This is a genomic window from Klebsiella sp. M041 (assembly GCF_059759695.1).
This window is the reverse complement of sequence record NZ_JCAXWU010000018.1, coordinates 1-15,630: the sequence shown is the minus strand read 5'-3', so window position 1 is coordinate 15,630 and position 15,630 is coordinate 1. Positions and strand designations below refer to the sequence as shown.

14 protein-coding genes and 1 riboswitch are annotated in these 15,630 nt (G+C 60.4%); of the genes, 6 read left to right on the top strand and 8 right to left on the bottom strand.

The genetic code is table 11. The features are described 5' to 3' along the window. The first annotated feature begins 1 nt into the window (after position 1). From pqqD to pqqF, 3 genes are read left to right on the top strand one after another with little or no spacing between them, the layout of a single operon-like run. Positions 2-280 carry a pyrroloquinoline quinone biosynthesis peptide chaperone PqqD gene (gene pqqD / locus AC6CWS_RS20920; protein ID WP_065883639.1) on the top strand — a complete coding sequence of 93 codons (279 nt, stop codon included), beginning with the start codon at positions 2-4 and terminating at the stop codon, positions 278-280. After that, positions 267-1,409, top strand: a complete 1,143-nt coding sequence (pqqE, locus tag AC6CWS_RS20915) for a pyrroloquinoline quinone biosynthesis protein PqqE (protein WP_065883637.1) — start codon at positions 267-269, stop codon at positions 1,407-1,409. Before pqqD ends, pqqE begins: the two co-directional genes overlap by 14 nt. Then, entirely contained in the window at positions 1,409-3,694 is a 2,286-nt protein-coding gene (pqqF, locus tag AC6CWS_RS20910; RefSeq protein ID WP_065883635.1) for a pyrroloquinoline quinone biosynthesis protein PqqF, read from the top strand. The genes pqqE and pqqF overlap by 1 nt, the downstream gene beginning before the upstream one ends. Here pqqF and AC6CWS_RS20905 read toward each other — a convergent pair. From AC6CWS_RS20905 to AC6CWS_RS20895, 3 genes are all read right to left on the bottom strand, one after another. Beyond that, positions 3,691-4,428 (bottom strand): glutamine amidotransferase, encoded by a 738-nt coding sequence (locus tag AC6CWS_RS20905; protein ID WP_065883634.1) that lies wholly within the window; start codon positions 4,426-4,428, stop codon positions 3,691-3,693. The genes pqqF and AC6CWS_RS20905 overlap by 4 nt on opposite strands. Before the next feature lie 109 nt (positions 4,429-4,537). Further along, positions 4,538-6,448 (bottom strand): penicillin-binding protein 2, encoded by a 1,911-nt coding sequence (gene mrdA, locus AC6CWS_RS20900; RefSeq protein WP_498256436.1) that lies wholly within the window; start codon positions 6,446-6,448, stop codon positions 4,538-4,540. A 221-nt stretch (positions 6,449-6,669) separates the two neighbouring features. Next, a complete protein-coding gene (locus tag AC6CWS_RS20895; protein ID WP_023289802.1) occupies positions 6,670-7,302 on the bottom strand; it encodes a LysE family translocator in 633 nt (210 codons plus the stop codon). A 17-nt stretch (positions 7,303-7,319) separates the two neighbouring features. Continuing rightward, positions 7,320-7,399, bottom strand: a riboswitch (ZMP/ZTP riboswitch). Between the two features lie 343 nt (positions 7,400-7,742). Between AC6CWS_RS20895 and katG the strand changes: the two genes are divergently transcribed. Further along, positions 7,743-9,920, top strand: a complete 2,178-nt coding sequence (katG, locus tag AC6CWS_RS20890) for a catalase/peroxidase HPI (protein WP_044523422.1) — start codon at positions 7,743-7,745, stop codon at positions 9,918-9,920. Positions 9,921-9,953: 33 nt separating this feature from the next. Here the strand turns inward: katG and zapE are convergent, their stop codons facing one another. Beyond that, positions 9,954-11,015 (bottom strand): cell division protein ZapE, encoded by a 1,062-nt coding sequence (gene zapE / locus AC6CWS_RS20885; protein WP_065881687.1) that lies wholly within the window; start codon positions 11,013-11,015, stop codon positions 9,954-9,956. A 96-nt stretch (positions 11,016-11,111) separates the two neighbouring features. Beyond that, on the bottom strand, positions 11,112-11,792 hold the full coding sequence (locus AC6CWS_RS20880) for an MgtC family protein (RefSeq protein WP_065881685.1): 681 nt from the start codon (positions 11,790-11,792) through the stop codon (positions 11,112-11,114). A gap of 599 nt (positions 11,793-12,391) precedes the next feature. Between AC6CWS_RS20880 and AC6CWS_RS20875 the strand changes: the two genes are divergently transcribed. Further along, positions 12,392-13,798, top strand: coding sequence for an MFS transporter (locus AC6CWS_RS20875; protein ID WP_065881682.1), 1,407 nt, complete (start codon positions 12,392-12,394; stop codon positions 13,796-13,798). Between the two features lie 35 nt (positions 13,799-13,833). Here AC6CWS_RS20875 and AC6CWS_RS20870 read toward each other — a convergent pair whose 3' ends face one another. The 3 genes from AC6CWS_RS20870 to AC6CWS_RS20860 are packed head-to-tail and all read right to left on the bottom strand — an operon-like array spanning position 13,834 to position 15,475. Continuing rightward, complete coding sequence (locus AC6CWS_RS20870; protein WP_049013680.1) at positions 13,834-14,151, bottom strand: PTS lactose/cellobiose transporter subunit IIA; 318 nt, start codon at positions 14,149-14,151, stop codon at positions 13,834-13,836. 9 nt (positions 14,152-14,160) lie between these two features. Next, entirely contained in the window at positions 14,161-14,484 is a 324-nt protein-coding gene (locus AC6CWS_RS20865) for a PTS sugar transporter subunit IIB (protein ID WP_023289808.1), read from the bottom strand. Between the two features lie 25 nt (positions 14,485-14,509). After that, positions 14,510-15,475 carry an alpha/beta hydrolase gene (locus tag AC6CWS_RS20860; RefSeq protein WP_102006875.1) on the bottom strand — a complete coding sequence of 322 codons (966 nt, stop codon included), beginning with the start codon at positions 15,473-15,475 and terminating at the stop codon, positions 14,510-14,512. 77 nt (positions 15,476-15,552) lie between these two features. On the opposite strand from AC6CWS_RS20860, the gene AC6CWS_RS20855 reads away from it, so the two are divergent. Further along, positions 15,553-15,630 (top strand): hypothetical protein (locus AC6CWS_RS20855; RefSeq protein ID WP_223602338.1); only part of this gene is annotated, 78 nt, incomplete at its 3' end.

Sequence of the window (15,630 nt, the reverse complement as noted above, 5' to 3'; positions counted from 1 at the left end):
CATGCAAAAAACCTCCATCGTCGCCTTTCGTCGCGGCTACCGCCTGCAGTGGGAAGCCGCCCAGGAGAGCCATGTGATCCTCTATCCGGAGGGAATGGCCAAACTCAATGAGACCGCCGCGGCGATCCTCGAGCTGGTGGACGGCCGGCGCGACGTCGCGGCGATTATCGCCATGCTCAACGACCGCTTCCCGGAAGCCGGGGGCGTTGATAACGACGTCATCGAGTTCCTGCAGATAGCCTGTCAACAGAAGTGGATCACCTGCCGTGAGCCAGCATAAACCCGCCGTCAATCCGCCGCTGTGGCTGCTGGCGGAGCTAACCTATCGCTGCCCGCTGCAGTGCCCCTACTGTTCGAATCCGCTGGACTTCGCCCAACAGGAAAAAGAGCTGACCACCGAACAATGGATCGAGGTCTTTCGCCAGGCGCGGGCGATGGGCAGCGTACAGCTGGGCTTTTCCGGCGGCGAACCGCTGACCCGTAAGGATCTGCCGGAGCTGATCCGCGCCGCGCGCGACCTCGGGTTTTATACCAACCTGATCACCTCCGGGATAGGGCTGACGGAGAGCAAACTCGACGCCTTCAGCGAGGCCGGGCTGGACCATATCCAGATTAGCTTCCAGGCCAGCGATGAAGTGCTCAACGCCGCGCTGGCCGGTAACAAAAAAGCCTTCCAGCAGAAGCTGGCGATGGCCAGAGCGGTGAAAGCGCGCGACTATCCGATGGTGCTCAACTTCGTTCTGCACCGGCACAACATCGATCAGCTGGATAAAATTATCGCGCTGTGCATTGAGCTGGAAGCGGATGACGTTGAGCTAGCCACCTGCCAGTTCTACGGTTGGGCGTTCCTCAATCGCGAGGGGCTACTGCCGACCCGGGAGCAGATCGCCCGCGCCGAGCAGGTGGTCGCCGACTACCGGCAGAAAATGGCCGCCAGCGGCAACCTCACCAACCTGCTGTTTGTCACCCCGGACTATTACGAAGAGCGGCCGAAAGGCTGCATGGGCGGCTGGGGATCGATTTTCCTCAGCGTCACCCCGGAAGGCACCGCCCTGCCTTGCCACAGCGCGCGCCAGCTGCCGGTGGCGTTTCCGTCGGTGCTGGAGCAGAGTCTGGAGTCGATCTGGTATGACTCGTTCGGCTTCAATCGTTACCGCGGGTATGACTGGATGCCGGAGCCGTGCCGCTCCTGTGATGAAAAAGAGAATGACTTCGGCGGCTGCCGCTGCCAGGCCTTTATGCTGACCGGCAGCGCCGATAACGCCGACCCGGTGTGCAGTAAATCCCCGCATCATCACAAAATCCTCGACGCCCGTCGCGAAGCGGCCTGCAGCGAGATAAAAGTCAGCCAGCTGCAGTTCCGCAACCGGGCCAGCTCGCAGCTGATCTACAAAACCCGGGACCTGTAATGACGCTGGCGACCCGCACCGTCACGCTGCCGGGCGGCCTGCAGGCCACCCTGGTCCATCAGCCGCAGGCCGAACGCGCGGCGGCCCTGGCGCGGGTCGCCGCCGGCAGCCACCACGAACCCTCGCGCTTCCCCGGGCTGGCGCACCTGCTGGAACACCTGTTGTTTTACGGCGGTGAGCGCTACCGGGATGATGACCGGCTGATGGGCTGGGTGCAGCGCCAGGGCGGAAGCGTGAATGCCACCACCCTGGCCCGCCATAGCGCGTTTTTTTTCGAGGTCGCCGCCGATGGTCTGGCTGACGGTGTCGCGCGTCTACAGGAGATGCTGCAGGCGCCGCGGCTGCTCAGGGAATATATTCAGCGCGAAGTGGCGGTGATTGACGCCGAGTACCGCCTTATCCAGCAGCATGAGCCGTCGCGCCGGGAAGCCGCCGTGCGTCACGCCGCCAACGCGCCCGCGGCGTTTCGCCGCTTTCAGGTAGGCAGCGCCGACGCGCTGGCGGGCGATCTCCCTGCACTGCAGACGGCCTTACGCGATTTTCACCACACCCATTACGTCGCCCGGCGGATGCAGCTCTGGCTGCAGGGGCCGCAGTCGCTGGAGGCGCTCGGCGAGCTGGCGGTCCGTTTCGCCGCCGTGCTTGCCGCAGGCGAGGCTCCGCCGCCGGCGCCGCCGCTGCGCCTGGACGAGACCACTGAACTGCAGCTGGCGGTCGACGCCCAGCCCGCCCTGTGGCGCTGTCCGCTGATCGCCTTAAGTGACAACGTCACCTTACTGCGCGAGTTTTTGCTCGATGAAGCCCCCGGCAGCCTGATGGCCGGGCTGCGCCAGCGTGGTCAGGCGCAAGAGGTAGCGCTGAACTGGCTGTATCAGGATCGGCACCTCGGCTGGCTGGCGCTGGTCTTCGCCAGCGACCAGCCGGAACAGGTCGACCGGCAGATAACCCACTGGCTGCAGGCGCTACAGCGGACGACGCCAGACCAGCAGCAACACTACTATCAGCTCTCCCGGCGCCGTTTTCAGGCGCTGTCGCCCCTCGATCAGCTGCGCCAACGGGCATTCGGCTTTGCCCCCGGCGCGCCGCCCGTCGGGTTCGCCGATTTTTGCGCCGCCCTGCAGGCCGCCCCTACGGTCAGCCTGGCCTGCGAGACCCTTTCCCCAGGGGAGCCTGTTGCCACCCAGGGCTTTAGCCTGCCGCTCAGCCGCTGGCGCCGCCGCCCGGTCACTGCCCCGGCGCTGAAATTCGCTTTTTATCCGCAAGCCGCTGGCGGCCTCGTGGCCGAAAGTCCGGCGCAAGCCGCGCCGCTGCTCCACCTCCCGTTACCGGGAGAGCCGCCGAGGCTCCTGCTCCGACCGCCCTTCTCTTGCTCGCCCACTCAGGCCGAGGGGCTGGCGCGCGGGGAACAGCTGCGCCCGCTGCTCGCCGCGCTGCGCCACGCCGGGGGCCACGGCGAGTGGCATCGCTTCGACGGCAGCTGGCAGCTGCTCCTGCAGTTGCCAGCTGCCGGCCGGCGGCCGGAGGCTATTCTGCAGGCCATCGTGCGGCAGCTCGCGCTCCCGGCCGACCCGCTGACCCCGCCGCCGGAGAGTATTGCTATCCGTCATCTCATGGCCCAGCTCCCCGAACGGTTGGCCACATCAGAGCATCAGGCTGGTTGGCTGGCGGCCCTGGCCGGCGGCAGCGCGGAGGATGCGCGGTGGGTCGCGCGCCAGCTGAGCCTGCTTACCGTCCCGGTCAACCCGCCGGGCAGCCTCCCCGGCCCCTGCCGGCGCGGCGTCAAACGGCTGGCTTTCCCCGGGGGCGATACGGCGCTGCTGGTCTTTATTCCGCTGCCGGATGGCGCCTCGCTGGCGGCTCTGCGGGTGCTGGCGCAGCGCTGCGAACCGCTCTTCTTCCAGCGCCTGCGGGTAGAGCAGCAGATTGGCTATGTGGTGAGCTGCCGCTATCAGCGCGTCGCCGATCGCGACGGGCTGCTGATGGCGCTCCAGTCCCCGGATCGCCGCGCCGTGGAACTGCTGCGCTGTTGCAAAACCTTTCTGCGCCAGCTGCCGCCGCTGGATGAGGCGGCCTTCAGGCCGCTACAGCAGCGCCTGGCCGCACAGGTCCGCGCCCGGACGCCGCCCGAGGCGCAGGCGCTGGTCGCCCTGCGTCAGAAGTATGCTTTACCGGAGCTGACGGCGCAGGCGGCTGACGCGCTGCGCGTCGAAGCGGTCGTCGACCTCGCCCACGAGATGTCCCGCCGGCGTCGCCGCTGGCGGGTGCTATTCACTGCAGGGGATTAATGGCCGGGTGCATCAGGGGGCAGAAAGGCGCTGACGAAGCGCGTGAGAATTGCCGCGGCCTGCGGGCTCTCCTGCACCTCATCGTATAACCGCTGCGGGTCGATGCCCTCTGCCTGCAGCACCGCCTCCCGGTAGCGGATCAGCGCGCGGGCAATCGGCGCGGTGAACTCCGGGTGAAACTGCGTGGAGACCGCGTGCGGCCCGTAGCGCACGATCTGGTGGGGGTCGTGAGCGGACGCGGCCAGCACCGTGGCCCCCTCCGGCAGGCGGGTAATGGTTTGCATATGGCTCAAATGCGCGGGAAAGGCGGCCGGCAGGTCCTGGAGCAGCGGGTCATCGACACCCCACGGCGATAGCGAAACGGTTTGGCTGCCGCTTTCCCGTCCGGCTGGATGATACGCCACCTCGCCACCCAGGGCATGAGCCATCAGCTGATGGCCATAGCAAACGCCGAACAGCGGCATGCCGATAGCCACCGCCTGACGGATCCAGTCGGCGGTCCGTTCGCTCCACGCCAGGCGGTCGGAAACCATCGCCCAGGAGCCGGTCAGCACCGCCACCGTCTGGCGATCCGGCGCCGGCAGCGGCTCGTCCTCAAACACCCGTACCGCGGTGAGCTGCGCCTGCCATGGCGCCAGCAGCGTGCGGAACCAGCGCGGCAGATCGCCATGCTCCTCGCGAATGGCTGCCGGGGGCGTCCCGGTCTGAACCAGCAATAATCGCTTACGTGTCACCCTTCCTCCTCACTCGTCATGTTCCTTAAAAATACTATGCCGCCGGGAAGATAAGGGGACAAATAACCAATTTCTATGAACGATGCGCCTGCGGAATAAGTCCTGCCGCTTACTGGGCGTCCGCGCTCTCCCGCTGCGGCACGTCGGCGGCCGCCGCCGGCGCCTGCTGCGGGACAAAAATATGGTCCAGGATGGCGCGCGCCGTCGGTCCGGCCACCACCCCGTCCCCGCCGCCGTTCTCCAGGATCAGCGCCATCGCCACCTTCGGATGCTGATAAGGGGCAAAGAGGGTATAGAAAATGTGGTCGCGCAGACGCACCGGGATCATTTTGGCGTTATAGGTCTGGTTTTGCTTCAGACTGAACACCTGCGAGGTCCCGGACTTTGCCGCGATCTGATACGGCGCGGTATGGAACAGTTTATAGCCGGTGCCGTTGGGCAGATTCGCCATCCCATACATGCCGTTGCGCACAATGCCCCAGTACGGGGATTTCGGATCGCCGACCTGCGGCAGGTTCGCCGGCTGCTGATAACGTTCCACATGATTGCCCTGCTTCATCGAATAGAGCAGATGCGGATCCTGCACCTTGCCGTTGTTCAGCAGCGTGGTGAGCGCTTTCACCATCTGGATGGGAGTGGCGATCCAGTATCCCTGGCCGATGCCGACGGAGATGGTATCCCCCTGATACCAGTGCTTTTTATGCACCCGCTGCTTCCACGCCCGGCTCGGCAGCACCCCGGCATACTCCTCATTGAGATCGATGCCGGTAGACTGGCCGTAGCCGAACTTGCTCAGCCACTCATGGATCCGGTCGATACCCATCTCGAAGGCAACCTGGTAGAAAAAGGTGTCTGCGGACTCTTCAATGGCTTTGGTGACGTTGAGCATGCCGTGGCCGGTTTTCAGCCAGTCGCGATAGCGGCGTTGCGTGCCCGGCAGCGTCCACGTCGGCGCCCCGAAGAAGGTGGTATTCGGCGTGATCACGCCCGCGGAGAGCGCCGAGAGCGCCATATAGGGCTTCACCGTCGAGGCCGGGGGATACAGCCCCTGGGTGACACGGTTGATTAAGGGTCGGTCGGGGTTATCCAGCAGCGATTTATAGGCCTGATAGCCGATGCCTTTGACGAACGGGTTAGGATCGTAGCTGGGGCTGGAGACCATCGCCAGTACCCCGCCATCACGAGGATCGACCACCACCACCGCCGCGCGCTGCCCCTTCAGCACCGACTCAATATACTGCTGCAGGTGCAGGTCAAGGGTCAGGTAGAGGTTTTTCCCGGCCACCGGCGGTACCTCTTTCAGCAGACGTACCACCCGACCGTGGTTATCCACCTCCACCTCCTGGTAGCCGGTGGTGCCGTGGAGCGCTTTTTCGTAATAGCCTTCGATCCCCTGCTTGCCGATATTGTGGTCGGCAGCATAGTTCTCCTCTTCACCGTCTTTCGCCAGCCGCTGCAGGTCGCTGTCGTTGATTTTCGACACATAGCCCACCACGTGCGCCAGCTCTGCGCCGTAGGGGTATTCACGCTGCTGGTAGCTCTCCACCGTCACCCCGGGGAAACGGAATTCGTTGACCGCGAAGCGGGCCACCTCCACGTCGCTGAGGTCGGACTTGAGGGTAACCGCTTTATAGCGGCTGCTGTGGTGCATATCGTCGCGGAAACTGGCGATGTCATCCGGCGTCAGGTCGACAATCGGCGTCAGGCTTTGCAGCAGCGCGGCCATATCGGGAATTTTGCTCGGGATCACCTGCAGGCGATACAGGGTAATATTCTGTACCAGCGGAATGCCGTTGCGATCGAATATCAGCCCGCGGCTGGGGGCGATGGGCAGCATTTTGATATCGTTTTGGTTGGAGCGGGTCTGGTAGAAATCGTGCTGCTCCACCTGCAGATGGTAGAGGTTGAAAATCAGCACGCCAAAGCAGACCACCACCAGCAGAAAGGCGATTGCGGCCCGGCGGATAAACAGCATCTCTTCCGTGGAGTGGTCGCGAATTTCATCTCTCAAAAGGGGCATTAGCGGTACATCACCTGGATCACGGGAAAAACCAACGGCGTAACGGCCGGGAAGCATAGCCTTATCGCGGCGTTAGCCCTACTGAAAGGTTGCTAATGATCTGGCAGAAATGTTTCAGCATGTTAGAGCGTGGAGAGCCTTGCGCAGTGGGAGAAAGGCATCAGGGCGCGAGGTTGGCCAGCGACAGGTCTCGCTGGCTCCCCTTTCCCCGGTAAACCCGGTTATTTTCTGGCCTCAAAAGCGATCTTAACCGCCATACCGGCCAGTACCGTCGCCATCAGCCAGCGTTGAAATTGTTGCCAGCCCGGCCGCCGACCAAGAAAAAGCGCCACCTGCCCGGCCAGCAAGATAATCAGGCCGTTCACCGCCACGCTGATTAATACCTGGGTACAGCCTAATATCAACGACTGGCTGAGCACGCTGCCGAGTCCGGGGGTGATAAATTGCGGCAGCAGGGACAAATACAGGATGGCAACTTTGGGGTTCGCCAGGCTGGTGATAAATCCCATCAGAAACAGCTTACGTCCACTGTCCGCGGGTAAATCGCGCACCGCGAATATCGGCCGCCCTCCCGGTTTAATCGCCTGCCACGCCAGATAGAGCAAATAAGCGACCCCGCACAAACGCAATGCATCGTAGGCGTAAGGGACCGCGAAAACCAACGCGGTAATGCCGAAAGCGGCACACAACATATAGAAGAAAAAACCCACGGCCACCCCGGCAAGGGAGATAAAGCCAGCGCGTTTTCCCTGGCAAATCGAACGCGAAGTGAGATACATCATATTGGGGCCAGGGGTTAACACTAACCCCAGCGCCACCGCGGCAAAGGCCATTAAAGAAGCTAATTCAGGCATAACTTATCTCCAGATAGCGGTAATGCCCAGGCGCGCGGCGACGTTGACCATGCTCCCCAACAGTATTCTGTCTTTAGCGCCAGTCACATGGTGTCTAAGTATTAGCTTATTCTGCGTTTGCCAACAACCCCTGCGTCGGGCATTCGTTACGCTCGCGCAGCGGAAAACCCTCATCCTTTTCTCATAGTAAAATTGTCATATCTCAAACAATTAGCATTCCTTCTACCCGTTTGACACAGATCGTTTCCTTTGCCGTCTCGTTACGACTATGGTTAATGATGAGGTTTATTTTTTACCCCTGGATCCGCCAGGGCATATAAGAGGGTGTTTCGCCCTTCGTTGAACGGAATTAGCTATTAAATCCGTAGACTCATTCAAATATCGCTTATTGGTAGCAGTGTATATCGTAACGGCATTCACAAAAGCAAACGGAGCCTGATATGAGCACGTCTAACGACCCATCCAACAACGCATCCGCCGGAAAGTGCCCTTTCCACGCCGAGACGCCCAAGCAGAGCGCCGGCAGCGGCACCGGCAACCGCGACTGGTGGCCTAACCAGCTGCGTGTCGATCTGCTGAACCAGCACTCCAGTCGTTCCAACCCGTTGGGTGAGGATTTTAACTACAGGGAAGAGTTTAAAAAGCTCGATTACTCCGCGCTGAAGGCTGACCTCAGAGCACTGCTGACCGATTCGCAAGAGTGGTGGCCGGCAGACTGGGGCAGCTATATCGGTCTGTTTATTCGTATGGCCTGGCACGGCGCCGGCACCTACCGCACCGTTGACGGTCGCGGCGGCGCGGGTCGTGGACAGCAGCGCTTTGCGCCGCTGAACTCCTGGCCTGACAACGTCAGCCTCGATAAAGCCCGCCGTCTGCTGTGGCCGGTGAAACAGAAATATGGCCAGAAAATCTCCTGGGCCGATCTTTACATGCTGGCGGGTAACGTTGCGCTGGAAAACGCCGGCTTCCGCACCTTTGGCTTTGGCGCCGGTCGTGAAGATGTCTGGGAACCGGATCTGGACGTCGACTGGGGCGATGAGAAAGAGTGGCTGGCCCACCGTCACCCGGAAAGCCTGGCGAAACAGGCCATCGGCGCCACCGAAATGGGGCTGATCTACGTTAACCCGGAAGGCCCTAACGCCAGCGGCGAGCCGCTGTCCGCCGCGGCGGCCATTCGCGCCACCTTCGGCAATATGGCGATGGACGATGAAGAGATTGTCGCGCTGATCGCCGGAGGCCACACCCTGGGTAAAACCCACGGCGCAGCCGAGACCAGCCACGTCGGCGCCGAGCCGGAAGCCGCCCCGCTGGAAGCCCAGGGTCTGGGCTGGCACTCCAGCTACGGCAGCGGCGCAGGCGCGGATGCCATCACCTCCGGTCTGGAAGTGGTCTGGACGCAGACGCCTACCCAGTGGAGCAACTACTTTTTCGAGAACCTGTTCAAATACGAATGGGTGCAGACCCGCAGCCCGGCGGGCGCTATCCAGTTCGAAGCCAAAGACGCGCCGGAAATTATCCCGGATCCGTTTAACCCGGGTAAAAAGCGCAAACCGACCATGCTGGTCACCGACCTGACCCTGCGCTTCGACCCGGAGTTTGAGAAGATCTCCCGTCGCTTCCTCAACGATCCGCAGGCCTTTAACGAGGCGTTCGCCCGGGCGTGGTTCAAGCTGACCCACCGCGATATGGGGCCGAAATCCCGTTACCTCGGACCGGAAGTGCCGAAAGAAGATCTCATTTGGCAGGATCCGCTGCCGGCGGCGACCCATCAGCCGAGCGCGGACGACATCGCCAGCCTGAAAACCGCCATCGCTGGCGCCGGCCTGTCGGTGAGTGAGCTGGTGTCGGTCGCCTGGGCCTCCGCCTCCACCTTCCGCGGCGGTGATAAGCGCGGCGGCGCCAACGGCGCGCGTCTGGCGCTGGCCCCGCAGAAAGACTGGCCGGTCAATGCTATCGCCAGTCGGGTGCTGCCGACCCTGCAGGCGATCCAACGCGCCTCCGGCAAAGCGTCGCTGGCCGATATCATCGTGCTGGCTGGCGTGGTCGGCGTGGAGCAGGCTGCGGCGGCGGCCGGCGTCAGCGTCAACGTGCCGTTTACTCCAGGCCGCGTCGACGCCCTGCCTGAGCAGACCGACGTCGAGTCGTTTGACCTGCTGCAGCCGCTGGCGGATGGCTTCCGCAACTACCGTCGCATCGAGGGCGGTGTGTCGACGGAAACGCTGCTGATCGATAAAGCGCAGCAGCTGACCTTAACCGCTCCGGAGATGACGGTTCTGGTGGGTGGACTGCGCGTGCTGGGCGCCAACTACGACGGCAGCAAACACGGGGTGTTTACCGACCGCGTCGGCGTGCTCAGCAATGACTTCTTCGTCAACCTGCTGGATATGGCCACCGTCTGGAAAGCGGCCGATGATCGGGCGGAGCTGTTTACCGGCAGCGACCGTAAAACCGGCGAAGCGAAGTACAGCGCCACCCGCGTGGATCTGGTGTTTGGCTCCAACTCGGTCCTGCGCGCGCTGGCGGAAGTCTACGCCTGCGCCGACGGGCAGCAGAAGCTGGTGCATGACTTTGTCGCCGCCTGGACCAAGGTCATGAACCTCGACCGTTTCGACCTGTGATCCCCTCGCCCTGGCACCCGCCGGGGCGTTTTTTTATACCGCCCGCGGCAGCTGTTGCAGGCGGCTCCGCGTTCGCTGAATATCCTCCAGTTCCACCCCGGCCACCAGCGTCTCCAGGTCGCAGCGGGTCACCAGCAGCAGGCGGATCTGCTTTTCATACAGCACATCAATCACGTTGATAAAGCGCTGCTGGGCCGCCGGCCCTACCGTGGCCAGCGGCGGCACCTCGTCCAGCAACCAGACGGCATAACGTTCGCTGAGCGACAGATAGTCCATCACCGCCGTGGCGGCCTGGCAGAGCTGGGCAAAAGAGAAATGGAGCAAGTCGGGTGACGCCGCGGCCGCCTGCAGCGTGCGATAGCCTACCGCCAGCGGAACCGGTTCGGCAGGCAGCGAGGGCAGATCGTACAGCTGACGCTGTTGTTCGCTCGGGTTAACCCATAGCCGCCCGCTGCAGAAGGCGTTATCCTGGCTCAGGTGCCGTTCGCGATAATCCTCCTCGCCGTTAAGCGCGACGACCGCCAGATGGGCGCGGATCAGCGCGATCGACGGTAAAAAGCGATCGTGATACAGCGGATTAGGCAGCAGCATCTCCGGCGGGTAGTTAGAGGTTGCCAGCAGCACGATGCCCCGTTGAAAAAGGTGTTCCAGCAGCGCCTTCATCAGCATGGCGTCGCCGGGGTCGTGAAGATGAAATTCGTCAAAGCACAGCAGGCGGCAGCCGGAGGTCATCTGCATCATCACCGCCTGCAGGCCGGGCGCGCCGGGGGCATTCAGCCGCTGATGCAGTTCGCGGAAGAAGTGATGAAAATGGACCCGACGCCTGGCGGCGAGCGGCAGGCTGGCAAAAAAGTGGTCGAGAATAAAGCTTTTCCCTCGCCCGGTGCGTCCCCAAACGTACAGTCCCTGCGGCGTGCCGGGCGCGGACAACAGCTGCTGGCCCAGGGCGTCGAGGCGGGCGATGAGCGACAGCTGATCGTCGTCCAGCGTCAGACGGGCACGCGCCGCCTGCTCGGCCATCACGCGGGTAAAGCGAAAATCAGCCATCGTCATAGTCTGGCCAGATCCCGACGACACACATCCATTATTTAACATTCTTATAACCTCCGGCAGGAGGCCATTCTAGCCGCTTTCCCGCGGCTTGGCGAATCGCGCGGCGAGCGGCCATGTCTGCTGCCCCGCCGCCTGTCTCTACGCTTCTCCGACGCGCCAGTGTACCGAGGTGACGTTCTGCTGGCCGGCCACCTGCGCCATAATCTGCGCCAGCGTTTTGTGATGCTGCTTATGGCTAATCAGCTCCGCGCAAATCTCCAGCTGATCCTCCGTATCTGCCGCCGCCGACTGCAGCCCCTGCAGGGTGAACCTCTGCTGCTGAGCAATATTCAGCAGCAGCTGACGCACGGCCTTTTCATGCTCGCGCAAACAGGTGACGCGTAAGATATAGCGTTTTTCTTCGTCACCGGCGCCCGGCAAGGCATGAATACGCTGCGCCGCTTCGCGGAGCAGGATATTGGCGCACAGAATAATCAGCGTCGCCGCCGTCGCGTTCCAGAACTGCCCCAGGCCGCAAAGGACACCGATACCGGCCGAGCACCACAGGGTGGCGGCGGTATTGAGGCCGCGAACGTTCATGCCATCGCGCATAATCACTCCCGCCCCCAGGAAGCCGATACCGGAGACGATCTGCGCCGCAATGCGCCCCGGGCTGTCCGGCGAGGCCGACATCGCGCTAAGAATAAACACCGCCGCGCCGGTGGCCACCAGCGCATTGGTCCGCAAACCGGCCATACGTTGCCGCCATTGTCTTTCCGCGCCGATCAGCGCTCCCAGCAGCATTGCCGCGAGTAAATGTGTCATATAAGGAAATACCATCGCGCCTTCCTCCAGATAACAGAAAGCAATAAAAATGTATTGATGTCGCGCTCAGCCGCGCCGGGCAATTAGCGGGCGGGTGATGGTGGAGGAAATAAGCTGGTGGGAAACAGAAACATAACGATGCCTCTCGCATTCGGTCGCGAATCACTACATTCAGGGAGGCAATCCGGTAATCAAAGATTGCTGCCCGCCGGTTCGGCAAGCAGCGAAAATAGTCGCGTTAACTTGCCGGAGAATAACAATAAGGATGACTGTCCAACGCATGACTCCTGTATGAAAGTGGGCACATTATAGCCCGGCGCAATAGCGGGTAAAGCGGGAAAACGCCGCCAGTGAGGATTCGTTTACTCTGTCTGGCCCTGGGCCTGGCCCTGCGCAGCGCGACATCGCCTGGCGGAGAACATTGCCCCCCACGGTGATTTACTTCAATTCTTCCCTCAGCGTGCGGCGAAAACCAGCATGAATATCATCTTTTACCCTGCATGGCGCGATCTTGCGCTAAAGATTGCCGTTAACGCTAAAGATTAAAAATTTAAAACTATTAACAATCACTTAACATTAGCAAGCAAACCATTCTTCCTGAGGAACACAACACCATGTCTACCACCCAGGTTCTCGGCGAATCGCCCTATGCTTCGCCAGGACAACCGCACGCCAGCTTAACCGGACGCATTGACGCGCTGCCCGCCTCCTTCGGGTTATGGTCGTTTATCACCCTACTCTCCCTCGGCGGCTTCTTTGAGCTCTACGATTTGTTCCAGACCGGGTACATCAGCGCGGGCCTGCTGGCGGAGGGTATTTTCCACACCGGCGCGGCGGGGATCTTTGGCATCGCCGATCAGGCGGCCTTTGCTTCCGCCACCTTTATGGGGCTGTTTATCGGCGCGAGCCTGCTGGCGCCGCTGGCGGACAAGCTGGGGCGCCGCCTGACCTTTATGGTGGCGCTCGCCTGGTACGGCTTTTTCTCGCTGCTGATGGCGACCCAGAGCAGTGCGGAAGGAGTGATCTTCTTCCGCTTTCTGGTGGGAATCGGCCTCGGCATTGAGCTGGTGACCATTGACACCTACCTCAGCGAATGGGTACCTACCCACCTGCGCAATAAAGCCTTCGCCTTTGCCTTCTTTATTCAGTTCTTGTCGGTTCCGGCGGTAGCGCTGATGTCCTGGATATTGGTGCCAACCACCCTCTTCGGCCTCAGCGGCTGGCGCTGGGTGATCATCTTCGGTGCGCTGTTCTCGCTGGCGATCTGGTTTATCCGCAAAAAGCTGCCGGAGTCAGCCCGCTGGCTGGAAAGCAAAGGGCGGCATGATGAGGCGCATGCGGTGATGTGCGCGATGGAAGCCCGCTGCGGCCTGACGCCGTCGCCGAAGCATGTGCAGGCGGCACAGAGCGTCGTCAAACGCGGCACCTTCGGCGAAATCTGGGCGCCGCAGTACCGGCAGCGAACCCTGATGCTGATGGTGATGAATTTCTTCCAGGCGATCGGTTTCTTCGGCTTTGGCAACTGGCTGCCAGCGCTGCTTTCCGGTCAGGGGGCCAGTATCACCCACAGTCTGCTGTACGCCTTCTTTATCACCCTCGCCTATCCGCTGGGCTGCCTGTTCTGCACCCGCTTCGTGCATCGCTTTGAGAACAAGTGGCAGATCGTACTCTCCGCGCTGATGACCGTCATCTTCGGCACCCTGTTTGCCCTGCAGAACAGTCCTATCCTGCTGGTGATCTGCGGGTTTATGATCACCTGGTCCAACGCCTGGCTGACCATCAGCTACCACGCCTACCAGGCCGAGGTCTTCCCGACCCATATTCGCGCCCGCGCCGTCGGCTTCTGCTACTCGTTCAGCCGGCTCTCGACCGCGGTGACCAGCATCCTGATCGGCATTATTCTGCAATATGCCGGCACGCCGGGGGTGATTAGCTTTATCGTCGTCAGTATGCTGATGGTGATGCTGTCGGTGGGGATCTTCGGCCCGAGAACCCGGGGCATTCGACTGGAGAATATCTGAGGCTGTCGCCGCCGCACCTCCGGCGGCGACATATCTTACCTGGCGCGATGCTGCAGCTGACGCTGAACCTCAATCAGTTCCGCGATCAACTCCCGTGCGAGCATGGCGGTCATAATATGATCCTGAGCATGTACAAGAATAAGATTAACCGGCACCTTGCCGCAGCCCTCATCCATACCGATAAGCATGGTTTGTACATCATGCGCGCGTTTTGCGGCATCAGCAGCGCCCTCCATCAGGTTATCAACGTCATGCCATGCCCCTTTTCTGGCGGCCTGCAGCGCCTGCATTGCCAGACTGCGGGATTCACCGGCGTTGATGATAAGTTCCATGACGGTTGCTTCCATATCCATACGGTTTCCCTACTTGTTGAGTGAACGTTCATCAAGCAGCGCCAGCGCCGCATCAAGAATTTTATCGCCACGCATCATGCCGTAATCCATGCTATCGATAATGGCGACTTTCTTGCCCACCGCAGTGGCTTTTTTATTAAATTCTTCGAATTTATATTTAATTTGCGGTCCTAAAAGACAGCAATCGTAATTTGGCAACGTGCGGTCAAAATCATCCATTGAAACAGCAATAATATCGACGGCAATCCCTTTCGCCGCGGCCGCTTGCTTCATTTTATTCATTACCATGCTGGTTGACATGCCGGCAGCGCAGCATAAAAATATTTTTTTCATCTTATTGACCTGATCCTATAACGTATTATTGATGCTTACCTTTGAGATTTTTATCTAAAAAATTAATGATAATTTTCGATACTTCAGGCTGATACCACATTAAACCTGCGTGGTCCGCCCCTTGCACCACATAATGAGTTGACGGTATTTTTTTAGCCACCAGCGCCTCGTGTAAAAGCGTTGACTGGCTGGGTGAGACCACATTGTCGGCATCGCCGTTCATTAGCAGAAAAGGCGGCGTTTTATCCGAAATCCAGGTAATGGGATTAGCCCGTTTGGCCTTTTCGGGATAGGCGGAGATAGCGCCACCACCTTGCCAGGGAATACCATTAACCAGCATCGCCTCAGGAATGGCCGGTGACTGATGCGCTTTTTGAATATCCGCGGAAAAGTCAGCGCCGACTTTCGTCAGATCAGACAGGCCATAGAGATCAACCACCGCCTGCACATCGCTACTTTGATTTGAATATTCTCCCTGATCAAATTCCTTATGGCCACTGGTGGTGCCCACCATGGCGGCTAAATACCCTCCCGCCGACTCGCCCATCACAGCGATATGGTTAGGATCAATGCCTAATTTTTCGGCATTGGCGCGTAGAAATCTGACCGCCGTTTTCGCATCCTCAACCATTCCCGGGAAAGTCACATTGGGTACGACTCGATAGGTAATGCTGGCGACGACGTAACCGGCCCGGGCAATATCCACCCGCTGACCGATAAATTTTGATTTGGGCGTATCGAGAAAGCCGCCGCCGGTAATAAATACTACGGCAGGTAATGGTTTATCAGCATAAGGCTTGAGCAAATCCATCGATAACTGGAGCGGTCGCCCCATGATATTTTGCGTAAATGAATAGGCAATATCAGGCACCATCTCAACGGCCAGAGCGCTGGATTTAATAATAATCGTTTTGCTGTCTGCTAATGGTGTTTGCGCAAAAGCAGGCGGAATAATAAGCATCATCAGCATAGCAGCGACGTGTTTGTTCATAGAGTAATATCCTGTAGTGATGTAGTAATGTTTTAGAACCAGACTGGCTTTGTTGAATAAATCGAACTTTTGCTAAGTTGAAGGATCAGATCACGCATCTTCCCGACAACGCAGACCGTTCCGTGGCAAAGCAAAAGTTCAAAATCACCAACTGG

Coding starts and splice junctions, on each gene's coding strand:
- pqqD (WP_065883639.1), top strand. CDS start 2: ATGCAAAAAACCTCCATCGTCGCCTTTCGTCGCGGCTACCGCCTGCAG.
- pqqF (WP_065883635.1), top strand. CDS start 1,409: ATGACGCTGGCGACCCGCACCGTCACGCTGCCGGGCGGCCTGCAGGCC.
- mrdA (WP_498256436.1), bottom strand. CDS start 6,448: ATGCCCCTTTTGAGAGATGAAATTCGCGACCACTCCACGGAAGAGATG.
- AC6CWS_RS20895 (WP_023289802.1), bottom strand. CDS start 7,302: ATGCCTGAATTAGCTTCTTTAATGGCCTTTGCCGCGGTGGCGCTGGGG.
- katG (WP_044523422.1), top strand. CDS start 7,743: ATGAGCACGTCTAACGACCCATCCAACAACGCATCCGCCGGAAAGTGC.
- zapE (WP_065881687.1), bottom strand. CDS start 11,015: ATGTTAAATAATGGATGTGTGTCGTCGGGATCTGGCCAGACTATGACG.
- AC6CWS_RS20880 (WP_065881685.1), bottom strand. CDS start 11,792: ATGGTATTTCCTTATATGACACATTTACTCGCGGCAATGCTGCTGGGA.
- AC6CWS_RS20875 (WP_065881682.1), top strand. CDS start 12,392: ATGTCTACCACCCAGGTTCTCGGCGAATCGCCCTATGCTTCGCCAGGA.
- AC6CWS_RS20870 (WP_049013680.1), bottom strand. CDS start 14,151: ATGGATATGGAAGCAACCGTCATGGAACTTATCATCAACGCCGGTGAA.
- AC6CWS_RS20865 (WP_023289808.1), bottom strand. CDS start 14,484: ATGAAAAAAATATTTTTATGCTGCGCTGCCGGCATGTCAACCAGCATG.
- AC6CWS_RS20860 (WP_102006875.1), bottom strand. CDS start 15,475: ATGAACAAACACGTCGCTGCTATGCTGATGATGCTTATTATTCCGCCT.